This is a genomic window from Bacillus sp. FSL K6-1106, assembly GCF_038005245.1.
GTDB classification, from domain to species: domain Bacteria; phylum Bacillota; class Bacilli; order Bacillales; family Bacillaceae; genus Bacillus; species Bacillus altitudinis.
On the sequence record NZ_JBBOSV010000002.1, the window covers coordinates 437,703 to 458,891 of the forward strand.

19 protein-coding genes are annotated in these 21,189 nt (G+C 43.0%); 6 read left to right on the forward strand and 13 right to left on the reverse strand.

Translation table 11 applies throughout. The features are described 5' to 3' along the window. Nucleotides 1-2 precede the first annotated feature (2 nt). Complete coding sequence (gatC, locus tag MHI20_RS16830; protein ID WP_003213898.1) at nt 3-293, reverse strand: Asp-tRNA(Asn)/Glu-tRNA(Gln) amidotransferase subunit GatC; 291 nt, start codon at nt 291-293, stop codon at nt 3-5. A gap of 410 nt (nt 294-703) precedes the next feature. On the opposite strand from gatC, the gene putP reads away from it, so the two are divergent. Both putP and MHI20_RS16840 read left to right on the forward strand, forming a co-directional pair. Next, nucleotides 704-2,185, forward strand: coding sequence for a sodium/proline symporter PutP (gene putP / locus MHI20_RS16835; protein ID WP_056705658.1), 1,482 nt, complete (start codon nt 704-706; stop codon nt 2,183-2,185). Nucleotides 2,186-2,353: 168 nt separating this feature from the next. Beyond that, nucleotides 2,354-3,046 carry an MgtC/SapB family protein gene (locus MHI20_RS16840; protein ID WP_008344247.1) on the forward strand — a complete coding sequence of 231 codons (693 nt, stop codon included), beginning with the start codon at nt 2,354-2,356 and terminating at the stop codon, nt 3,044-3,046. A 44-nt stretch (nt 3,047-3,090) separates the two neighbouring features. Here the strand turns inward: MHI20_RS16840 and MHI20_RS16845 are convergent, their stop codons facing one another. The 5 genes from MHI20_RS16845 to MHI20_RS16865 all read right to left on the reverse strand — a co-directional run bounded on the left by MHI20_RS16845 (nt 3,091) and on the right by MHI20_RS16865 (nt 10,686). Beyond that, complete coding sequence (locus MHI20_RS16845; protein ID WP_046527516.1) at nt 3,091-4,098, reverse strand: phosphotransferase enzyme family protein; 1,008 nt, start codon at nt 4,096-4,098, stop codon at nt 3,091-3,093. A gap of 361 nt (nt 4,099-4,459) precedes the next feature. Continuing rightward, nucleotides 4,460-5,647: a CamS family sex pheromone protein gene (locus tag MHI20_RS16850; RefSeq protein ID WP_144667858.1), complete on the reverse strand. Its 1,188-nt coding sequence runs from the start codon at nt 5,645-5,647 to the stop codon at nt 4,460-4,462. A gap of 15 nt (nt 5,648-5,662) precedes the next feature. Next, nucleotides 5,663-7,669 carry an NAD-dependent DNA ligase LigA gene (gene ligA / locus MHI20_RS16855; protein WP_274660854.1) on the reverse strand — a complete coding sequence of 669 codons (2,007 nt, stop codon included), beginning with the start codon at nt 7,667-7,669 and terminating at the stop codon, nt 5,663-5,665. A 44-nt stretch (nt 7,670-7,713) separates the two neighbouring features. Continuing rightward, nucleotides 7,714-9,936: a DNA helicase PcrA gene (gene pcrA / locus MHI20_RS16860; protein ID WP_249855811.1), complete on the reverse strand. Its 2,223-nt coding sequence runs from the start codon at nt 9,934-9,936 to the stop codon at nt 7,714-7,716. Between the two features lie 57 nt (nt 9,937-9,993). After that, nucleotides 9,994-10,686 (reverse strand): heptaprenylglyceryl phosphate synthase, encoded by a 693-nt coding sequence (locus MHI20_RS16865; RefSeq protein WP_041506655.1) that lies wholly within the window; start codon nt 10,684-10,686, stop codon nt 9,994-9,996. A gap of 282 nt (nt 10,687-10,968) precedes the next feature. On the opposite strand from MHI20_RS16865, the gene MHI20_RS16870 reads away from it, so the two are divergent. Beyond that, nucleotides 10,969-11,361 carry a DUF2283 domain-containing protein gene (locus tag MHI20_RS16870; RefSeq protein WP_340940013.1) on the forward strand — a complete coding sequence of 131 codons (393 nt, stop codon included), beginning with the start codon at nt 10,969-10,971 and terminating at the stop codon, nt 11,359-11,361. Nucleotide 11,362: 1 nt separating this feature from the next. Here MHI20_RS16870 and MHI20_RS16875 read toward each other — a convergent pair whose 3' ends face one another. Then, nucleotides 11,363-11,593, reverse strand: a complete 231-nt coding sequence (locus MHI20_RS16875; RefSeq protein WP_017366762.1) for a hypothetical protein — start codon at nt 11,591-11,593, stop codon at nt 11,363-11,365. 139 nt (nt 11,594-11,732) lie between these two features. Between MHI20_RS16875 and MHI20_RS16880 the strand changes: the two genes are divergently transcribed. Both MHI20_RS16880 and MHI20_RS16885 read left to right on the forward strand, forming a co-directional pair. Next, nucleotides 11,733-13,313 carry an FMN-binding glutamate synthase family protein gene (locus MHI20_RS16880; protein ID WP_340940015.1) on the forward strand — a complete coding sequence of 527 codons (1,581 nt, stop codon included), beginning with the start codon at nt 11,733-11,735 and terminating at the stop codon, nt 13,311-13,313. 93 nt (nt 13,314-13,406) lie between these two features. Continuing rightward, nucleotides 13,407-13,922 (forward strand): DUF3916 domain-containing protein, encoded by a 516-nt coding sequence (locus tag MHI20_RS16885; protein ID WP_072367862.1) that lies wholly within the window; start codon nt 13,407-13,409, stop codon nt 13,920-13,922. A gap of 80 nt (nt 13,923-14,002) precedes the next feature. Here MHI20_RS16885 and MHI20_RS16890 read toward each other — a convergent pair whose 3' ends face one another. Together MHI20_RS16890 and MHI20_RS16895 are read right to left on the reverse strand one after the other, a co-directional pair. Next, the gene (locus MHI20_RS16890) at nt 14,003-14,317 is read right to left on the reverse strand and encodes a YerC/YecD family TrpR-related protein (protein ID WP_007496879.1); all 315 of its coding nucleotides are present in this window, start codon (nt 14,315-14,317) and stop codon (nt 14,003-14,005) included. A 532-nt stretch (nt 14,318-14,849) separates the two neighbouring features. Next, complete coding sequence (locus MHI20_RS16895; RefSeq protein WP_024719407.1) at nt 14,850-16,592, reverse strand: adenine deaminase C-terminal domain-containing protein; 1,743 nt, start codon at nt 16,590-16,592, stop codon at nt 14,850-14,852. 125 nt (nt 16,593-16,717) lie between these two features. Here MHI20_RS16895 and MHI20_RS16900 point away from each other — a divergent pair, with 125 nt between their 5' ends. After that, the gene (locus MHI20_RS16900; RefSeq protein WP_008344274.1) at nt 16,718-16,939 is read left to right on the forward strand and encodes a YgaP family membrane protein; all 222 of its coding nucleotides are present in this window, start codon (nt 16,718-16,720) and stop codon (nt 16,937-16,939) included. Between the two features lie 227 nt (nt 16,940-17,166). Here the strand turns inward: MHI20_RS16900 and MHI20_RS16905 are convergent, their stop codons facing one another. The 4 genes from MHI20_RS16905 to MHI20_RS16920 are packed head-to-tail and all read right to left on the reverse strand — an operon-like array spanning nt 17,167 to nt 21,151. Next, nucleotides 17,167-18,432 carry a peptidase gene (locus MHI20_RS16905; RefSeq protein ID WP_178896572.1) on the reverse strand — a complete coding sequence of 422 codons (1,266 nt, stop codon included), beginning with the start codon at nt 18,430-18,432 and terminating at the stop codon, nt 17,167-17,169. Nucleotides 18,433-18,446: 14 nt separating this feature from the next. Next, nucleotides 18,447-19,112: a 3-oxoacid CoA-transferase subunit B gene (locus tag MHI20_RS16910; RefSeq protein ID WP_017359811.1), complete on the reverse strand. Its 666-nt coding sequence runs from the start codon at nt 19,110-19,112 to the stop codon at nt 18,447-18,449. Further along, entirely contained in the window at nt 19,088-19,774 is a 687-nt protein-coding gene (locus MHI20_RS16915) for a CoA transferase subunit A (RefSeq protein WP_039168513.1), read from the reverse strand. The genes MHI20_RS16910 and MHI20_RS16915 overlap by 25 nt, the downstream gene beginning before the upstream one ends. 12 nt (nt 19,775-19,786) lie before the next feature. Further along, nucleotides 19,787-21,151 (reverse strand): aspartate aminotransferase family protein, encoded by a 1,365-nt coding sequence (locus MHI20_RS16920; protein WP_340940030.1) that lies wholly within the window; start codon nt 21,149-21,151, stop codon nt 19,787-19,789. Nucleotides 21,152-21,189: the final 38 nt, after the last annotated feature.

Genomic DNA, 21,189 nt, shown 5'->3' on the forward strand with positions numbered 1-21,189 from the left:
CTTTAGTCCAAAATTGATGGCACACGAATATAGCCGTCTTTATGATCAGGCGCGTTTTTGATGACTGCCTCAATGGAAAGACCTTTATTCGGAACATCTTCTCTCATGACGTTTTTCATTTTTAATACGTGTGTTGTTGGTTCAACGTTTTCCGTATCTACCTCGTTTAACTGCTCTGCAAATGAAATGATGCTATCAAGCTGTTCTGTAAACATCTCAGCTTCTTCTTCTGTAATCGCAAGCCGTGCCAAATGCGCAACATGCTTTACTTCTTCTATTGAAATTCTTGACATGCAGGTTCACCTCCAAAAATGATACGTGTTCGTGGTCATGATCATAAGTCATATACACTTTATCATATCAAATTTTACTGTTCTAAAGCAACTTTACGAGGTCGCCTAGAAAGGCTTTGTCCACTAATATGTCATTGTGGTGCAGCCATTTTCTAAAATATTCATCAAGGTGACTTTTATTTTTCAGAAAATTTTTTCTTTTATTTAATTGAGTAAACGCTTACATATAGAGGCTTATCACGCATACACGTATTTTTTTGTATGATGAGGATGTTTAAGAAGGTTGATCACTTGGGAATACTCTGATAGGTTAAGTAACCATAGCAGTGAGCAGACAGTTCAATAGGCTGTTCTTTGTATATTTTGATTGAGGTGATGTCAAATTAATACGAAAAAGGTGATATGGAAACATGAGTATTGAGATTGTAATTTCTCTATCTATTTATTTTATTGGAATGCTTGCCATTGGCTGGTATGCATTCAGAAAAACAAACGACTTGAATGATTATATGTTAGGCGGACGCGGGTTAGGTCCTTATGTAACGGCTCTATCTGCTGGTGCAGCTGATATGAGTGGGTGGATGCTGATGGGGCTTCCAGGCGCTATGTATACAACTGGTCTTTCATCTGGATGGCTTGCTGTTGGGTTAATTAGTGGGGCTTACTTAAACTATCTATTCCTAGCGCCACGATTGAGATCGTATACAGAAGTTGCTGATGATGCGATTACCATTCCAGACTTTTTTGACAAACGGTTTAAAGACTCATCTACTTTATTGAAAGCTGTCTCAGCTGTCATCATTATGATTTTCTTTACGCTTTACACCTCATCAGGTATGGTATCAGGCGGACGCTTATTTGAATCAGCGTTTGGTGCTCATTATATGTTTGGCTTAATCTTAACTTCTAGTATTGTCATTTTGTACACACTATTCGGCGGCTTTTTGGCAGTTAGTTTAACTGATTTTGTTCAAGGAGCTATTATGTTTTTAGCATTAGTGCTCGTGCCGATCGTTGCCTTTACTCAATTAGGTGGACCTGTTGCCACATTCAATGATATTCAACAGATTGACCCTAAATTGCTTGATATTTTTAGAGGAACGAGCGTCATTGGCATTATTTCCTTCCTCGCTTGGGGACTCGGTTACTTTGGACAGCCGCACATTATTGTTCGCTTTATGGCGATTACGACTGTAAAAGATTTAAAGCCAGCACGTCGTATCGGTATGAGCTGGATGATTGTGTCTGTCATTGGTTCACTATCTGTCGGTTTAGTCGGCGTGGCGTATGTTCATGAAACAAGCACCACTTTGGCAGACCCAGAAACCATCTTTATTGTTTTTTCTAAAGTGTTATTCCATCCATATATTACTGGATTTTTACTTTCTGCCATTTTAGCTGCAATTATGAGTTCAATTTCTTCTCAGCTGCTTGTCACTGCAAGTGCGATGACAGAGGATTTATACCGTACATTCTTTAGAAGAAAAGCCTCTGACAAAGAACTTGTGATGATTGGACGTATCTCTGTACTAGTCGTAGCGATTGTTGCCATTTGTCTCTCTCTAAACCCAAGTGATACTATTCTTGACCTTGTCGGTTATGCTTGGGCTGGATTTGGATCTTCATTCGGTCCAGTCATCTTGTTATGTCTATACTGGAAACGAATGACTCATCATGGCGCTTTAGCCGGAATGATTGTTGGGGCTGTTGTCGTTCTCGTTTGGATTTCAACAGGCTTAAACAACACGACTGGATTGTACGAAATGGTTCCTGGATTTATTTTAAGTGGTTTGACTGCTATTATTGTCAGCCTCTTAACAAATAAACCGTCTAAAGCTTCTAAAAAGCTATTTAGCAAAATGGAAGACCATCTCGAAGAAGAAACAAAATAACTAGACATGAGGAGTCATCTGCATTATGCGGATGACTCTCTTTATTTTTAAATAAAATGCTTTTCTTTCTCCCGTTTCTGAATAAAATAGAAGTTGTGCAGCCATATGGGCTGTGAGAAGATCATATACATGATGTGAAACGTACATGAAGTGAAAGGAGCGATACGCATGTTTTGGACAATTGAATGGGATACGGTCTTAAAATTAGCCGTTGCCACCTTAATCGGTTTGATCATCGGTCTTGAACGCGAACTTAAGAAAAAGCCGCTTGGGCTGAAAACGTGTATTGTCATTGCTGTCAGCTCCTGCGTATTAACCATCATCAGCATTGATGCAGCCTACAATTTCCCTCGAGTCTCTAAGCTTCAAATGGACCCACTCAGGTTACCGGCGCAAATTATATCTGGTGTTGGTTTTATTGGAGCAGGTGTGATTCTTCGCAAAAGCAATGACGTCATCTCAGGTCTTACGACATCTGCGATGATTTGGGGAGCAGCAGGACTTGGGGTTGCAACAGGTGCAGGTTTTTATAAAGAAGCCTTCCTCAGTCTTTTCTTTATTCTCGTCAGTGTGGAATTTTTACCTTGGCTCTTCCAGCGGATTGGACCCATTCGCTTACAGGAAAAAGAAATCCGCATCAGAATGTCACTTTCTGATCGAAACCGCATGACAGAGATTTTAAAAGAAATGAAAGCACTCAATATTCGCATTCATTCTGTACGTATTGATGATTTAAAGGAAAAAGACTATCCGATCATGGAAGTACGTGTTCGCGTACATAAAGACCGCTATACAACCGATGTGTACTTTGATATTAAAGATTTAGAAGGCGTTGTTGGTGTGAAGTGTGATACGGTTTAGGATAAAAAGCCCCTTGCTATGTGAAACAGCAAGGGGCTTTCTATTTATGTTGTTAGCTGATGAAAGTCAAAAGGCGTAATTGGGGTTTTGTCCTCAATCTCCTTTCGAAAACGCGCCAGCATGGCACTTTCGTCAGCGCTTAGTGTTCGGAGATCAAATGCTTGATGTAAAAGCCCATAAATAAGCATATGACGCAGCATAAGGAAATCTGGTATTGTCGCCAGCCATGCGTCATCAAGCTCATTCTCCTGTCGATAGCCTTTGAGAAAATGGCTCATAAATTCACCCGTAAATTCAGCTTTATCCTCATACGGAATCACCGGATACCAAAGAACGTTGTATAGCAAAATGCTTATATCATTGATAAACCAGTGATACCCACAATCATCAAAATCAAATGCAATGATTTCTCCCTGATGATAATGGAAGTTCCCGTGATGTAAATCCGCATGCACCAGTCCATAGACATCCTTGGATATTCGGAGCTGGTGAAGCTTTTGCATCAGTTCATCTTTTCTCTGCAACACAACCGTTTGATCAGAAGGAATATACGTTTCAAGCTTTAATTGCTCCTCCTCATACCACTCTTGACGCTTATAGCGAGGATCTTTCACTTGATATTGTTTAGTCGTTTGATGCATACGCCCAGTATAGGCTCCTAACGCTTGAAACAACTGTCCATTCCAATCTGCTTCGGTCACTTTTCTGCCAGGCGCCTTTTCGTACACTCTCAGCAAAAAAGCGCCTCCTGCTTGATCGGGAATCGCTTCAACATCTTTTCCTCTTGCGGATAAAACCGGTTTAGCTACTGAGATTCCATGTTGAGATAAATACCGAATCCAGTCCATTTCTCCTAGAATATATGTGCGGGAGCGGCGAATGGTATGGGTAATTTTCAATATATAACTCGACCCTTTTTCATCCGTATATTCATACACATAATTTTCTGCATCGGCTAGAAATGTGACCTGTTCTGGCTGAAAATGATAGAGTAGAGCCGCTTTCTTTAAGACCATTTGTTCATCGTATCGTGCTTTTACTTCTTTATGCATGCTGATTCTCCTTTTATCGTCTTTTTACTTATACATGACGGTAATCAGCATTTATACGATCATCAACATACCTGCCTTTCCTTTTGGTTTCTTCACATACTTTGACAAAAGTTGAAAAATTCCTCTAATTAGAAATAAAAAACCGCCAAAAGGCGGTTTTCAGATGGTTGACAAAGGGCGAAAATGAACTTGATTTTAGCCCTTTGTCTTCTTTTCAGCGTGATAGAAAACCTTTGCAGCCCTAGGAAGGACGAGTACTGGCGCGGAGCGAATTTCACATTCGTGAGCACCAGCACGCAGAACTGACAAAGAATGCGAGGGTTTGTCTACACGCTAAAAACCGCCAAAAGGCGGTTTTTATTTAGTCATATATATGGACCGTTGGTTCTTTGTCTTCAGCATTTTTTGTGATGAGGGCTTCTTGCTGATCAGAAGAGGTGATGTTGATTTCTATATTGGTGCTCTTATAGTAATCCATGACTTCACCTGTTAAGTATTGCGTGAATGCCACGACTTCTGTTTTTCCGTAGAATTGCATTGGAATTTCTACTTTCATTTTTTGCAAGTTCCCGTTTTTATAGAAACCTTTGCCTACCACACCTGTGTAATTCGGAAAGTAGTCTTCTACCTTTGTCTTGAAGCGGTCAAATCGCTCTGAATCATCTTTGTAGCTGCTCTTGGCATTATCTGAAGGGAAGAAGACATTCTCTTCTTTAATCGTATCCCAACTACTAATATCAGCTGATCCTGCTTTTACATCGGTTTTAGCGATGAAGTTTCCTGGAACAATAGATGATTTTGGTGCTTGTTTATAAAGGGCAATCATGACTGGGACTTTTTGCAGTCCGTCCATTTGACGAAGTCGTTTAATGACTTGTTCCGCAATTTTTTCGCCCTCTGCTAAAAGTTTCTTTGAATTCTTCGATGAATCGATGGTCACCTCTTGCTGAGGATCCCCGATATTTTCGCGATAATAATAGACAGAGTTAAGCGCAAGACCGATGACAACCCCGCCAAGCTGTAAGCTATTTTTATCTTTTCTGATTAAGTAATTATGTTCTAGCATGGAAGCTAAGTAGATTGGACTATTTTCATTTTTTGACTTTGTTGAACCTGAGTTTGGAAGAGCAGGGTTTAAACCTAAGTTCTTAAAGTCTTTGTCTTCTTTTTCAGCTTTTTTCAGATCACTGCCTGTTTTTTTGCGGGCAAGCCAGCTGAGAACAGTATCTTCATCTAAATGCTGTCCTTCTTGGAACAGATAGTCGTTTGTATTGAATGATTCTGTTGCCAGGCGCATGAGTCCTGTTTCAAATTCATCAATGTCTAAGCGTGTATTGAGACGCTCTGCTGTTAGTCCTCTTGCCGCTCCTTGTTTAAACGGTAGCACCATTTTGTAATAGGAATCAGAGATGTTGTACATTGGGATGATCGCTGTTTCTTTCGTTTCATCCGTTTTTTGTGTGACCTCTTCCTCATCCTTTCCCCCAAAAGGTGCACACGCTGACAATACCAGTGTGAGCATTGTCAGCAGCAATAGCAACTTTTTCAATAGAAAACACTCCTCTTATTTCTTTAGCTCCTCGAGCATTTTGGCTTCGTCCCAAATTTCAATATTGAGTTCTTCTGCCTTTGTCAGCTTACTTCCAGCTGCTTCGCCGGCAATGACTAAGTCTGTTTTTTTACTTACGCTACCTGCTAACTTGCCGCCTAATGCTTCGATCGCTGCCTTTGCATCATTTCGCGACATTTCTTCTAATTTCCCCGTCAGCACAATCGTTTTTCCTGCAAAGTAGGAATCACTTTCTTCTACTTTCACCGGTTTTGGCCCTGTGTAGGTCATATTGACCCCAAGTTCTTTTAATTCATTTAGCAGATCTAGTATTTCTTCTTTCTCAAAGTACGTGACGACTGCATCGGCCATTTTTTCACCAATTTCATCTACTTCAAGTAATTGTTCTTTCGTTGCTTGTTTTAACTGATCGATATCCTCAAAGTGCATGGCCAACGTCTTCGCTGCTTTAGAACCAATAAATCGAATACCAAGTCCAAATAATAAACGTTCAAGAGAGTTTTCTTTCGATTGCTCGATCGAACGCAGTAAATTATCGACTGATTTTTCGCCCATTCGTTCTAGCTGAATCAACTCTTCTTTAGTTAAACGGTAAAGGTCTGATACACGAGATACAAGCTGTTCTTTGAAAAGTTGTGTAATGACTCGCTCTCCTAGCCCATCAATATTCATCGCATTACGAGACACAAAATGAATGAGTCCTTCACGTATTTGAGCGGGGCATTGTGGATTGATGCACCGAAGCGCCACTTCTCCTTCAATTCTAACCAGCTCACTTTGACACTCTGGACATTCAGTCGGCATGTGAAACGGCTTTTCTTCTCCTGTTCGCTGATCAACAAGGACCCCTGCAACCTCTGGGATAATATCGCCCGCTTTTTTGACAATCACTTGATCAAAAAGGCGGATATCCTTCTCTTTGATTAAATCTTCATTATGAAGAGATGCACGTTGCACTGTCGTCCCTGCCACTTTTACAGGCTCAAGAATCGCTGTTGGGGTGATGACGCCAGTACGCCCCACACTTAGTTCAATATCAATCAGCTTCGTCACGACTTCTTCGGCCGGAAATTTGTACGCAACAGCCCAGCGTGGACTTTTTGCTGTGAAGCCTAGTTCTTCTTGCTGAGCCAATGAATTGACTTTAATAACAATGCCATCGATTTCGTATGAGAAATCAGCACGCTTTGTTTTCAGTGTTTCAATGAGGTCGATCACTTCTTCAATGGTTTGGCACAGCCGTCTTTCTTTGTTCGTTTTAAAGCCAAGCTCATCGAGAAGATCAAGTCCTGCGCTTTGCGTATTAACACCAATTTCATCAAGCTCCGCTATACTGTAGACGAAGATATCAAGGTTTCGTTTCGCTGCAATTTTCGTATCGAGCTGACGAAGTGAGCCAGCAGCCGCATTACGCGGGTTCGCAAACGGCTCTTCTTCGTTTTGCAATCTTTTTTCGTTAAGGGCTTCAAAAGAAGGTTTTGGCATAAATGCCTCGCCTCTCACTTCAATCGACAGAGGCCGATTGATTTTGAGCGGGATGGAACGAATGGTTTTGAGGTTCTCGGTAATATCCTCACCTGTTGTCCCATCACCCCGCGTGGCACCCCGGACAAACACGCCATTTTCATAACGGAGAGAAACAGCGAGTCCGTCAATTTTCAGCTCGACATTGTAAGCTACGTCGTCACCGACTGCTTGACGAACCCGGCGGTCAAAATCAAGAAGGTCCTGTTCATGAAACGCATTGCCGAGACTGAGCATCGGTGTACCGTGACGTACTTTTTGGAAGGCGTCTAAAACAGCACCTCCTACTCTTTGCGAGGGTGAATCCGCTGCTTTTAAATCAGGGTATTCTTCCTCCAGAGAGATCAGCTCACGCATCCGCGCATCATATTCAGCGTCAGGAACACTTGGACGATCCAGTGTGTGATATTCGTAGTTGTATTGATTCAAAATCTGGTGTAGTTCCTCGATCCGGCGTTTCGCTGCTTCTTTATCCATCTGCTTCTTCCTTTCACTTCATCCGTTTTGTCAGTCCTATCAGTTTATTGCTTTTCGATTGGCGCAAATGCGGCAAGGAGACGCTTAATGCCTGTAGGGCTTGGGAAGGCAATATCAAGCTCTGTACTATCCCCACTACCTTTTACACTCACAACCGTGCCAACGCCCCATTTTTTATGAGCGGCTTTATCACCGACAGCCCAGCCAATGCTGCCGCCGCCTGTGTTTTGAATGGTTTGCGTTTGGGGACGTGAGACAGGCCCTCGTCTTTGCGGTCTTTCTCTCGTTTGGCCAAATGGTGTTTTCGTTTCTTTTTTCTCATTTAGGTTGTCCAATAAATCAGCTGGTATTTCTCTGATAAATCGTGATTCCAGATTCATGTTCGTCCGGCCGAATAACGTTCTCATCTTCGCACTTGATAAATAAAGCTCTTCTTCGGCCCGTGTGATCCCCACGTAAGCGAGACGGCGCTCTTCTTCCATCTCGGCATCTTCCATTAATGAACGGCTGTGCGGGAAGACGCCTTCTTCCATTCCCATTAAGAACACAACAGGGAATTCAAGTCCTTTTGCTGCGTGAAGCGTCATTAAAATGACCGCATCCTGATTTTCTTCCTCATTTTCATCCAGCTTATCGATATCTGCGACAAGGGCGAGGTCTGTCAGGAAGGTCACAAGGGACTTGTCTTCATTTTGTTCTTCAAAGTTCTTAGTCACAGAGAGAAACTCGTCAATATTTTCTAGACGGCTTTGTGCTTCAATTGTTTTTTCTACCTTCAGTGCTTCACGATAGCCTGTTTTCTCTAGGATTTCTTCTGTTAATTCTGTAACAGATAAATAATCCTGCATATTTGTCATTTGGTCAATGAGCTGTTTGAACTCATCAAGTGCATTGGCTGCTCTTGCACTGAGTCCAATGAAATCCACCTGACCAAGTGCTTCAAACATAGAGAGATCATTCATTTCTGCGTATGCGGCAATTTTATCAACAGAAGTCGCCCCAATTCCACGCTTTGGTACGTTGACAATGCGCGCAAAACTAATGTCGTCATCTGGATTTGACACAAGGCGTAAGTAAGCCAAAATGTCCTTGATCTCTTTTCTGTCATAGAACTTCGTGCCGCCGACGATGTTGTATTGAATGTTCGCCTTCATTAACGTTTCCTCTATGACACGTGACTGAGCGTTCGTTCGATAGAGGATCGCAAAATCAGATAACTTACGCTTGCCGCTCTGATGGAGCTGACGAATCTTGCCAGCGACAAATTGACCTTCACCGAATTCATTATCTGCACGGTAATAGGCAATCTTCGCTCCTTCGTCATTTTCTGTCCAAAGGTTTTTTGGCTTACGGTTTGAATTGTTTTGAATGACCGTGTTTGCGGCATTCAGAATACGTTTAGTCGATCTGTAATTTTGCTCAAGCAAAATCACTTCACTGGACGGATAATCTTTTTCAAAGGAAAGAATGTTTGTAATATCCGCTCCACGCCAGCGATAGATAGACTGATCCGAGTCACCGACCACACATATATTTTGAAAACGCTGAGCGAGCAATTTCACAAGCATGTACTGCGCTCTGTTTGTATCCTGATACTCATCGACATGAATGTATTGGAATTTTCGCTGATAGTGTTCTAATACTTCAGGGATCCGCTCAAACAGACGAATCGTCATCATAATAAGATCATCAAAATCGAGTGATTGGTTTTTGAGTAATCGTTTTTGATAATCTGTGTAGACGTCGCTGACGACTTGATCGTAAAAGTCACCGGCTGTTTTTGCGTATTCCTCTGCGTCAATGAGTTCGTTTTTTGCACTACTGATTGAACCTAAAATGCTACGTGGATCAAACTTTTTAGGATCGATATTTCGTTCTTTTAAAATGTTTTTAATGACTGAAAGCTGATCAGATGTGTCTAATATAGAAAAGTTGCGATTCACACCAATACGGTCAATATCGCGGCGTAAAATGCGCACACACATGCTGTGGAACGTAGAGATCCAAATGTCATCCGCACCAGGCCCTAAAATGGCTTGTACACGCTCACGCATTTCTCTTGCTGCTTTATTTGTAAAGGTAATCGCTAAAATATTCCACGGTGCCACATGCTTTTCTGCCATTAAATACGCAATTCGATGCGTGAGCACTCGTGTTTTTCCACTACCTGCTCCTGCCATCAGTAGCAACGGCCCGTCTGTTGCTTTGACCGCTTCTTTCTGCGCGTCATTCAGCCCTTCTAATAGATGATTCGATATTTCATTCATTTCATTCACCGCCAATTCGAACTTATGTTCTATTTTAACCCGTTTCGTCTTGTTTGACTATGATGACTTTTTCACTGCGTCGACTGTCTTTAACGCTTCTTTAAAATTGTCATAAATGACGTTTCCCACTACGACAACGTCTGCATGCTGTGCAAAGTCTTTCGCCTGCTCTTTGCTTTCAATACCGCCGCCATAAAATAGAACCGTTTCATGTAGCACTGCTTTGGTTTCTTTCACAAGCTCTATGTCTCCAAGCGTCCCGCTGTATTCTAAGTAAAAGATGGGCAGTTTCATCAAGTGCTCTGCCACTCTCGCATATGCTCTTACGTCATCTATATCCAGTGCCGTATTTGCCTCTGTCAGCTTAGCCGCTTTACACTCTTCGTTTAAGATGACATATCCTTCCGGCACAATCTCTTCCATTGACATCAAATCACCGTATTCCTTCATCGCATCCTTATGCAGACCAACAATCCAATCAGGATGAGCGCTGTTTAACACAGTGGGGATAAAATACAGGTCAAAGCCAGGCACAATCATCTCATGTGTCGAGATTTCAAGGACACATGGCACAAGAAAGCGGCGCACCTTTGACATCAGTTGCAGCACGTTGTCTTCTGTCACGTTGTCACTGCCGCCAATTAAAATGGCATCCGTACCGGATTCACAAATCGCTTCAAGTTGTTCATCGGAAATCTCTTTATTTGGATCGAGTTTAAAGACATGCTTCCACTCGGTAACATCATACATGAAAAACGTTCCTCCATTCGTTTCATTCCATTTAAATATTATAACAAAATCAGACACCGCAAAAAATGGGTAACCTCCTTCAGCTAAAAGTTTCATTCTTTTGAAAATAGTCGATTTTCACTTTAGGCGAGGTGAATAGAGACTATATGAAAAGCTCCACTTCAAGAGGAGCCGAGGGAGATCAATAGATGGATGCTGAACTGAAATGAGAGCTACTTCATCTCATCACATGATATTATACATGAAAGGAACATTTTACTATCGACCAAGCAGGTGAATGATTTGAAAAGAACCATCACATATGATCAAACGATCGGCATTGGATATATCTATCTCATCCCGCCTCGAATCGGGACAATCAAAGAAACCATTGAATTAGACGTGAATGAATGTGTGAACGTAGACATCGACAAAGAGGGCCGAGTGGCTGGGCTGGAGTTATTTGCAGAAGAAGCCAAGGTGTTGAAGCACACACCCGTTTATGAGGACGAGCTTTCGTTACGTTTTACGGATCAGGAAGTTCTCTCAACCTATCATTTATCGGGCATTGAATTTCTTTTCTCGACGCCTGATCACGAAGGGTTGATCGGTTTTACGATTGTCGATCCTCTTCGATATCACATCAAAAAAAAGACAAGAAAAAACCGTTTTGAATGGTCAAAACGGTTTTTCTAAACTATTGTCTCACTTCATTAAAATAATGGACGGATGTCATGGCCCCTTCATCGACCATCTTGTTGTCTTGAATATCTAACGGATCAGGGTGACCAGCTTTTTCAGGAACCTTTTCATCTGATCGGAACATGCTTGCCCATTTTTTGAGATGCTGTTTATTTTTCACTGCTAATAACACTGCACCACCAACCCCTAATCCTGCAAGTACATACGCATTCGGACGCTTATTCATGTATGTTCCCTCCCCTTATGATCTTATTTGTAAGTTACCCCGCCTTTTCATTTCTAAACGTCACAATCTGTTGAAGTGGTTTCTCTTTCAATGAAAAGTGGAATAACAACAGTAATGATAGAGAAAAGAGGGGATTTTCGTGACAACAACTTTCATTGTCATTGGCGCATTATTAGTGATTTTTTTCATCATACCAATCATTTTATTCATCTGGATTTGGATGCGAGATGAAAAACAGGAAGAGCATTCTGTCCTACGAAATTATCCGGTCATTGGAAAGCTACGGTTTATTTTTGAAAAAATAGGACCTGAGCTTCGTCAATATCTGTTTCTAAATGATCGAGAGGAGCTTCCTTTCTCAAGAAGAGAATACGAGCAAGCTGTCATGTCTGGGAAGTACAAAAGCCGGACAATGGGCTTTGGATCAAAACGTGATTTTGACAAGCCTGGTTACTATATTCGCAACGTCCTATTTCCAAAGCAGCGAGATGAGTTACGCATCGATCAATCTGAAAAAATCCAAACAAAAGTGTATCAGATCGATCAAGACAATTTACTGAGAAGAAGTGAACATACAAAAGAGGTAGAAGCAAAACCTTACTACCTCCATCAAGACGATGTACAAGTGATAGGCGAGCACACATGTCAAAAGCCTTTCCATGTAAAAGGCCTGATTGGTCAGTCAGCCATGAGCTACGGATCTTTAGGCGACAGGGCCATTACAGCATTATCCTCAGGATTAAAGATGGCTGGCGGTACGTGGATGAACACAGGTGAAGGCGGGCTTTCTCCCTATCACCTCAAAGGCGGAGCTGATATTATATGCCAGATTGGGCCTGGTCTATTTGGCGTGAGAACAGAGGATGGCGCTTTTTCCTTTGAAGAGTTTAAGAAAAAAAGCGAGCACGAGGAAGTCAAAGCCTTTGAACTCAAGCTAGCACAAGGAGCAAAAACACGCGGGGGACACATTGACGGTGAAAAAGTCACAGAAGAAATTGCCCAAATCCGTAAATTGCCGCCCCACCAATCCATTGACAGTCCGAACCGGTTCGAGATGTTTCACTCCATTCCTGACATGCTTGATTTTATTGAACAACTGCGAAACATCGGCGGAAAACCAGTTGGAATCAAGCTAGTTGTTGGACATAAAGAAGATATCGAGGAGCTTGCTCTCTATATGAAAAAAAGCGGAAAACATCCTGATTTCATTACAGTGGATGGCGGAGAAGGTGGCACTGGTGCATCCTTTCATGAATTGGCAGATGCCGCAGGGCTGCCGATTTTCACGGCACTCCCAATGGTTCATCAAATATTGAAGGAATACGGTGTCAGAGATCAGGTAAAACTCTTTGCGTCTGGTAAACTTCTCTCTCCTGATAAAATTGCCATTGCCCTTTCCATGGGAGCAGATTTTGTGAATATCGCACGGGGCTTGATGTTCTCGGTTGGCTGTATTCGGGCGCAAGTATGCCACACGAATAAATGCCCAGTTGGGGTTGCCACGACAGATCCAAAGCTGCAAAAAGGTTTATCCATTGAAGAAAAGAAATACCGCGTCTGCAATTATATCCTGTCCCTTAGAGAAGGTTTGTTTAATTTATGCGCAGCAGCTGGAATCGAATCACCTATTCATTTTAACGAAAAACATATTATTTTTAGACAAGAAAACGGCCAGACAAGTGAAGTCCCTATGTTCTCAGGCACAGAGCAGTCTGTCTAGCTTAAAAAGGTGCGTTTCCGCACCTTTTTTCGTTGACATTCTTGCTCAATCACGTATAAAGAACTTAATAGATCTTTGATAAGGAGAAAGAGTATGCGTGAAAAAAAGGTCCGCGGTATGAAACGAAAGACTCAACAGATCATAAAAGAAATGAACGCAAATACGCAGTCGTTTCCGGCGAATGTTTCTGACTACTGGCACCTTCCTCTACCAGCGGCTTATGATTTTATGACTTCCAACAGAACACCGAAAAAGATCAAACGTCTATGCATTCAAACTCTATTGAATAGAGCTGAGCATCTCATTGATTTGAAACCAAACGACGGGGACATATATCGTGTCGTGGTCGCAGTCGATCTGCCTGGATTATGGCATTCACAAATCATTGTGTTTAAAGGGGATTCTTATGTGAAAGATTTCTTCAACAGACAAGATGAGTATCAGACATGGCTTCCCCTTTCTGATCAGAGAAATATTCAAAAAGAATGGGATATATCTGTTGCACAAAATATGCGAACCATCGGTTTTAAGGAAGTGATCACTGATGACGATGAAGTGTCCTATGAAGGTGAACGATGGTTTATAGGAGAACTTGATGATATCAAATAGAGCCATTTCAAATGAAATGGCTCTTACTTGTTCAACTTCAAAACGACAAATCATAAAGAATGTTTGCAGTGAAAGCTGCTTTATTTTGTTTCGTCCGTTGCTTGTTGCTCTGCTACGCGGTCAAGTGCCATCGTATAGGCATCGTTTCCGTAGTTCAAGCAGCGTTTGACACGTGAGATAGTGGCTGTACTTGCACCTGTTTCCGTTTCAATTTTGTGATACGTATTTCCCTCGCGAAGCATACGCGCTACTTCAAGACGCTGTGATAAAGATTGGATTTCATTGATGGTGCACAAATCATCAAAAAATCGATAACATTCTTCCAGGTCTTTAAGGGATAAGATGGAGTTGAATAGCTGATCTAAGCTTTTGCCCCTTAATTTATCAATTTGCATCTTTATACATCTTCTCCTTTACTATTGGCACACCGCTCCGCACTGACTTTTCCGAGAAAGCGGTATCTTTCCTGACTCATTTTTTTCAACCTCAGCAATGAGCTTTGAACGAATCATGACAGGTTTGGTTCTACGCTGAAAATGCCATCAGGTTCTTTCGTAAGCCGAAGCTTCTTTATCGTAAACAAATTCGACAAGTTTTGTCATATTCCTTGTGCGACAATCTGACAAACTTGTTTGTCTCCGATATCTAGAACACTTCTGCTCTGTTAAGTCTTTCCCTAAAAAAACAGTATGTGTAGAAAGCTTGGCGAGACGACAAACCTGCGCCCCGCCTTGCTTAATTATTCAAAATATGTTGGTCGGCCAGCGTAACCGACAGATTCATTTTACAATTGGGCACTTCATTCGTCATGTCAAAGCCCTATGCTTTGTCACCATATCTAGCAGCGAAGAGATCTTTTGCTTACTCCTGCCCTATAACAGCGGTCAGAAATCTAGCAAATATGATACAGCTCCACTCTGTTATATTTTAACGCATTATAGACGGAAAGAGTACAGTTTTTTTCATGACATCAAATATTCCTCTTGGTGTCACTCGAATATACGGCAAGTGTGTGCTTTGGAAAAAGACAAGTGTATCAATCGGGCAGTCAAATGGATACCCTCGCTCAATGAGTAGCTCGCGTAACGTTTGCTCCTGCTGAAGAACCGTTTCAAACGGTTCAGCTGATGCACAGCCTGATAATTGCAGCGGGATTTCATGCAAAATCTTTCCGTTTTCTGTGAGCACAATTCCACCGCCAATTTCTTTCATTCGCTTATGAGCAAGCATCATATCATCTTTATTTTTCCCAATCACTAAAATGTCACCAGTGGTTGAAAATGAGCTGACAAACCCTTGCACCTTGTTTGCAAATCCTTTTAACATTGTGTTCACGCGCCACTCGCCTTTTCGATCAATCAAACTGAAGAAGCTTTGATCATGGTCACAGGACAGCTGATTGACAGAGTTATCAATCTCCACTGTATAGGGCTCCATGATGACAGAATTTCGCATTTTGACACCAAGCGGCATTGAGAATTGCAAGTCACTCATTGTCAGGTCATAGCTTAAATCTAATGGTTCAAGCCCACCATTTTCCCATTTTGTCTCTTGGAATTGATGCTGGTTCTCCCCCTCTAATTTCAGGATTACCCCTTTAGAAATCACCGTTTCTGGATTTGGATTCATCGGATCATCTAAAATATTCAAAGAAGCCAATCGGCCAGGACCGACCACGCCTAATAAGTCATCAATTTGATAGTATTTCGCAATGTTAAAAGTCGCCATATTGTACGCATCAATAGTAGGCACGCCTTCTTCAAGGGCAATGGAAATGAGACGATTGATCATGCCTTCTTCATAAAAGTGAGGCGCTGATCCATCTGTTGTATAGAAAAAGTGATCGTAGTGCCTAAAGTCACGCTCATGCAATTCCCTTAAAATGTTCACTAAATCTGGGCGGATGGAAGAATGACGCAAGGACACATGATAACCTAGAGACAAGCGTTTGAGCACATCGTCTGCATTCATTGCTTCATGATCACTGTCCGCTCCAAACAGCTTCATTTTTGTTAGCGTTTTCTCAGAAGCCCCAGGGAAATGCCCTTCAATTCGTTTTCTCTGCTTCTTCGTTTCTTGCATGCAATATAAAATGAGATCATCACCGTCCATTAATCTTGGCCAGCTCGTTAATTCGCCGCCTTGAAGGACGTCGGGATGATCAATCCATTCTTTCCGATAGTTAATAGGAAGCATCTCATCTTCATACCTGACCTCGGTTTGAAGATCGTATCTGGACCACCAGAAGTACTGAAATGGCTGCTTTTTTAATTCACACAGAGTGGAAAGCGCTTTCTTTTCATTGCTTTGCAAAAGAAGAAATAAGTTATCGCTGACCATCGTTGTTGTGCCAAATTGAGACACATATTCTGCAAGTGATTGGGGATTATAAATATGGAACGGATGCGCGTGAGGTTCAATATACCCCGGCACAATGTATTTACCTTCACAATCAATCACACGTTTAGCTGATTTATTTTGAGGAAGCTCTGCTCCGACATAAACAATTCGATCATCATGTATCCAAATATTTGCCTTCACCCATTGCTTCAAAAACGGGTTTAGCACGAGTCCATTCGTTAAAAGGAGTGTTGGAACTGTTTTTGAGTCGACTACATCGATTTGTGTGCGGATGTCATTGTTTCTCCAATTAAAAGTACGTTCGGACATTCACATACTCTCCTTCATTTGTATTAGCCCTATCGTAACATAACGAACCACGTTACGCATTAATGAAACGTTACAATTTCTTGAAATCACACTTAAAATAATTTAAAAAAGGAGAATCACTTGCAATGAAACCTAATCTTGGCTTAATGGAAGCGCTCATGAGAATTGCCTGCGGAATGACGATATGTACTGTAGCTGGATCCTTATATGCTCGAAAACCTTGGAGTAAAATGCTGCTTTTTGGCATCATGCTCGGCGGATTAAAATTGGGCTCTGGTATTCTTCGTTTTTGTCCAGTGACCTATATGTGTGAACAGCAGAATACACATAAAGAGAAGGCTGAGTAGACAGCCTTCATCAGATTGTTGACAAAGGGCTAAAATGATTTTTATTATAGCCCGTTGTCTTCCTTTCAGCGTGACATGAAAACCTTTGAAGCCTAGGAAGGGCGAGCACCGGAGCGGAGCGAATGTTACATTCGTGAGCACCGGCGCACAGACCAGCGGGCGAATGCGAGGGTTTATCTGCACGCTGGAGAAGGCTGAGTAGACAGCCTTCTTTTTTTGTGTGTGAATCATTCCGCTGCTTCGCACCATTTGACCAACGTACCAGCAATGATTTCTGCTGCTTCAATCACATGTTTGATCTCAATGGATTCATTCGGGAAATGGGCAAGCTCTGTCGTTCCAGGTCCAAACACAATGATTGGGATATCCGCTGCTTGTGACAGTAATCCGCCGTCTGTCCCCCAAGGGGCGGCTTCCACTTTTGGCGGGTGCTGCATGACCTCTTCATATTGTTCCTTCAATAGACCTAAAAGCGGGTGATCAGAGTCGATTGACCCTGGAAGCCACCTAGCACCAAACCACTCCACCTCCACAGGATGTTCTTGAAACCAATCATCCTTTTCAGCGAGTCCAGTCATCCAATTTTCTAATTCCTTCTCTGCCTGCTCAACTGTCTCACCTGGCATCACACCAAGCCTGCCTTCCATTGTGACAAGATCTGCGACAGAGGACGGCCAATCACCGCCTTGAATTTTCCCAATGTTGATTGGAATTGGAATCGGGATATGCTGAAACAGCGGCTCCGTCACTCGCTGATTTCTTTCTTTTTCTAGTGCCGCTATATGAGAAAGGACCACCGTGCTCTTTTCAATAGCAGAAACACCGTGATACCTTGTTCCGCCATGAGCTGCCCTTCCTTTAATATGCAGCCTGAACCACTTTGATCCTTGCTGAAGTGGAAAAATATTCATATGACTTGGCTCTGGAATGATGGCAGCATCCGCTGTGTACCCTTTCAATATCGCAGCAAGTGTGCCTGCTCCGCCGCTTTCCTCTTCGACGACACTATGAAACACCACATCTCCTTTCAGGGGAATCTGAAGCGCATGCAGTGCCTCAAGCGCAAAGAGTAAAGAAACGTTTCCACCTTTCATATCTGTTGCCCCGCGTCCATAAAGTCTCCCGTTTATGATATGCCCGCTGTAAGGCGGATATGTCCATTGATTCGTATCTCCTGCCGGAACCACATCTACGTGCCCGTTTAATAAAATCGATTTGCCGCCACCTTTTCCTTTCAATCGCCCAGCAACGTTGGGACTCCCTTGAAAAGATCGGCGCGGGGAATAAAAATAAGGATGCTCTAGTAATTCATCGCCGCCAATTTCCCAAACGTCTACATCAAAGTTAATGGCGGACAGTTTATTGGCCACGATCTGCTGCACGTCTTCTTCATTCCCTTGGGTGCTGTCACATTGCACCATTTGCTGAAGAAGCGTAATGGCTTCATCCTGATGCTCTTTCATCCAGTTTCTGATACGTGTCATTGGCTGCAAGTCGTTCATCCTTTCTACACAACAGATTTGACATCAGGCGCTAAAATTAATGGCGCTTCAGTCGCCCTTATGACATCTTCCGGCTGAAATGGCGGCATGACTTCACGTAAAATGAGCAGCTGAGACTTGACCTCAATGACCGCCATATCCGTAATAATCAAATCGACACACGCTTTAGCGGTTAATGGCAATGAACAAGCCGTTTTCACTTTAGATCGACCGTGTTTATCCAGATGGCTCATCACCACTACCACTTTTTTCGCTTTTTGTGCCAGCTCAATCGCTCCGCCCATACCCGGTACTCTTTTCCCCGGTACAATCCAATTGGCAAGATCCCCTTGGCTGCTTACTTCAAGTGCACCCAAAATCGTCATATCCAGCATGCCTTTTCGAATGATGCCAAAAGCAGTCGTACTGTCCATGTACGAGCCGCCCTTTGTCAACGTAATGGGAAAACCACCGGCATTGCACAAATTCGGATCTTCTTCCCCTTGCAAAGGCGAGGCTCCTGCCCCCATAATGCCGTTTTCTGCATGCAGCCACACCTCGTAATGTGATGGAATGTAATCTGCTGCTAGGGTCGGAATACCGATCCCAAGATTCACAATCATGCCATCTTCAATTTCTTGAGCTGCTCTTTTGGCAATGCGGTGTCTTAAATCGATGTCTCCCATGCCCATGTCCAGTTCACTCCTTTTGATTGCACGATTTGATTCACAAATACGCCTGGCGTCACGATTTCTTCTGGATCGAGCTGCCCCGCTGCCACAATTTCTTCTGCCTCCGCTATGGTCCAGTCTCCTGCCATCGCCACAATCGGGTTTGTATTCCGTGCGCTTTTATCAAAAATCAAGTTTCCCACTTCATCTGCTTTGTAGGCATTGACGATGGCAATATCCGCTGTGAGCGCAGGCTCTAACATATAATTCTTACCATTCAATTGAACCAATTGTTTCTCATCGAGATTCAGGCTATCCATCCCAACATCTGTCACAATGCCCGCCAGCCCCATTCCGCCTGCTCTGATTTTTTCTGCAAGAATGCCCTGCGGATAAAAATGAACGTCTAATGTACCAGCCTGCATTTTCTGTCCGGCAATGGGATTTGAGCCGATATGAGAGGCGATGATTTTTTTCACTCTTCCTTCTGTAATGAGCCGGCCCACACCAATTTGCGGGAAACCTGCATCATTTCCGATCAATGTCAGATCTTGAATATTTGCTTCCAAAATGGCATCAATCAACGATGGTGGTGAACCCACGCCGCCAAATCCGCCAAACATGATGGTCATGCCATCTTTTAATCGCGTCATCACTTCATCCAAACCCACAGTTTTGTTCATGTTCGTTCCTCCTTACATAGCAGATGGGAAAAATCCTCGATTGATCACTTCTTGTTCGACTTGTGTGATGGTCTGGCCGAATTTATCAATCAGTTCATCCATTTCCTGCTGTGTGATGGAAAGCGGCGGTGCGATCATAACCGCTGCGCCTCCGACCCCATCCTCTCCAGCGCTTGCTGGATACACCAGCAGTCCATTTTGTTTTGCTGTTTCAACGACGAGATTGGTTATCTGAGCATGTGCAGGAAATGGCGTTTTGGATAAACGATCTGCGACAAACTCAATGCCAATAAGCAATCCCTTCCCTCTCACATCTCCTATGATGGAATGATTTACTTGCAGATCTTTTAAAGCATTCATCAGATATCGCCCAGAAAGGTCAGCCCGGTCGGGAAGCTGATGTTTTTTCATATATCGAATGACCGCTAATGAAACGGCTGCTGAAAGCGGATTGGCACTATATGTGTGCCCTGCCATGACAGAGCCGGAGCCGCTGATAATCGGTGCCATCACACGATCCGTTGAGACAACTGCTGCGATTGGAGAATAACCTGCGCTCATGCCCTTTCCGAGAACCATGATATCTGGTACCGTGCCCCAGTGTTCCACCGCAAACATTTTCCCAGTTCGTCCAAAGCCCGTCATGACTTCATCTGCGATCATTAAAATGTCGTTTTCTTCACAGACACGCTTCATCGCTTCGAAATATCCGTCTGGCGGCAGGAGCGCCGCTCCCGCTGCGCCAACAATCGGTTCAGCAATCAATGCGGCGATCCTCTCTTTTCCTATACGCTGGATGACGGTCTTAAATTCCTGAACATACCACTCGACCTGCTTGCTGTCTTCCTTTGGCAGCCATGACCGGTAGCTATAGGGCGGTGACAGCACTGGGTGCTTTTCAAGCAGTGGTTCAAAGCGCTCTCTCCTTGCAATATGACCTGACATTGACAGCGCCCCTAATGTAATGCCGTGGTAACTCATCCATCTTGAGATGATATGATTTTTTTCCGTCTTCCCCTGCTCCTGCCAATGCTGAATCGCCATTTTCATAGCAGTCTCCGTTGCCTCTGAACCGCTCCCTACAAAAAAAGACCAGTTCAGATCACCTGGGCAAAGTGTACTCAATTCATACGCTAGTTCTTCCGCTGGTTCATTCGTAAATTGTGACCTGTACGTAAAGCTCACCTTTTTCGCTTGCTCCGTCATCGCATCAATAATCTCTTGTATGCCATGTCCAATACTTGCCGTGACTGCCCCTGATGAGCCATCTATATATTTTTTTCCGTCCCGATCATATAAATAAATCCCCTCTCCTCTCACAGCCACAGGATATTGCTGATTTAACATTGGTTTGATTAAGTAATCCCGGGTCTCCACTTTGTCATTCCTCCCTCTCTTGTCAGCAGCTGCACTTT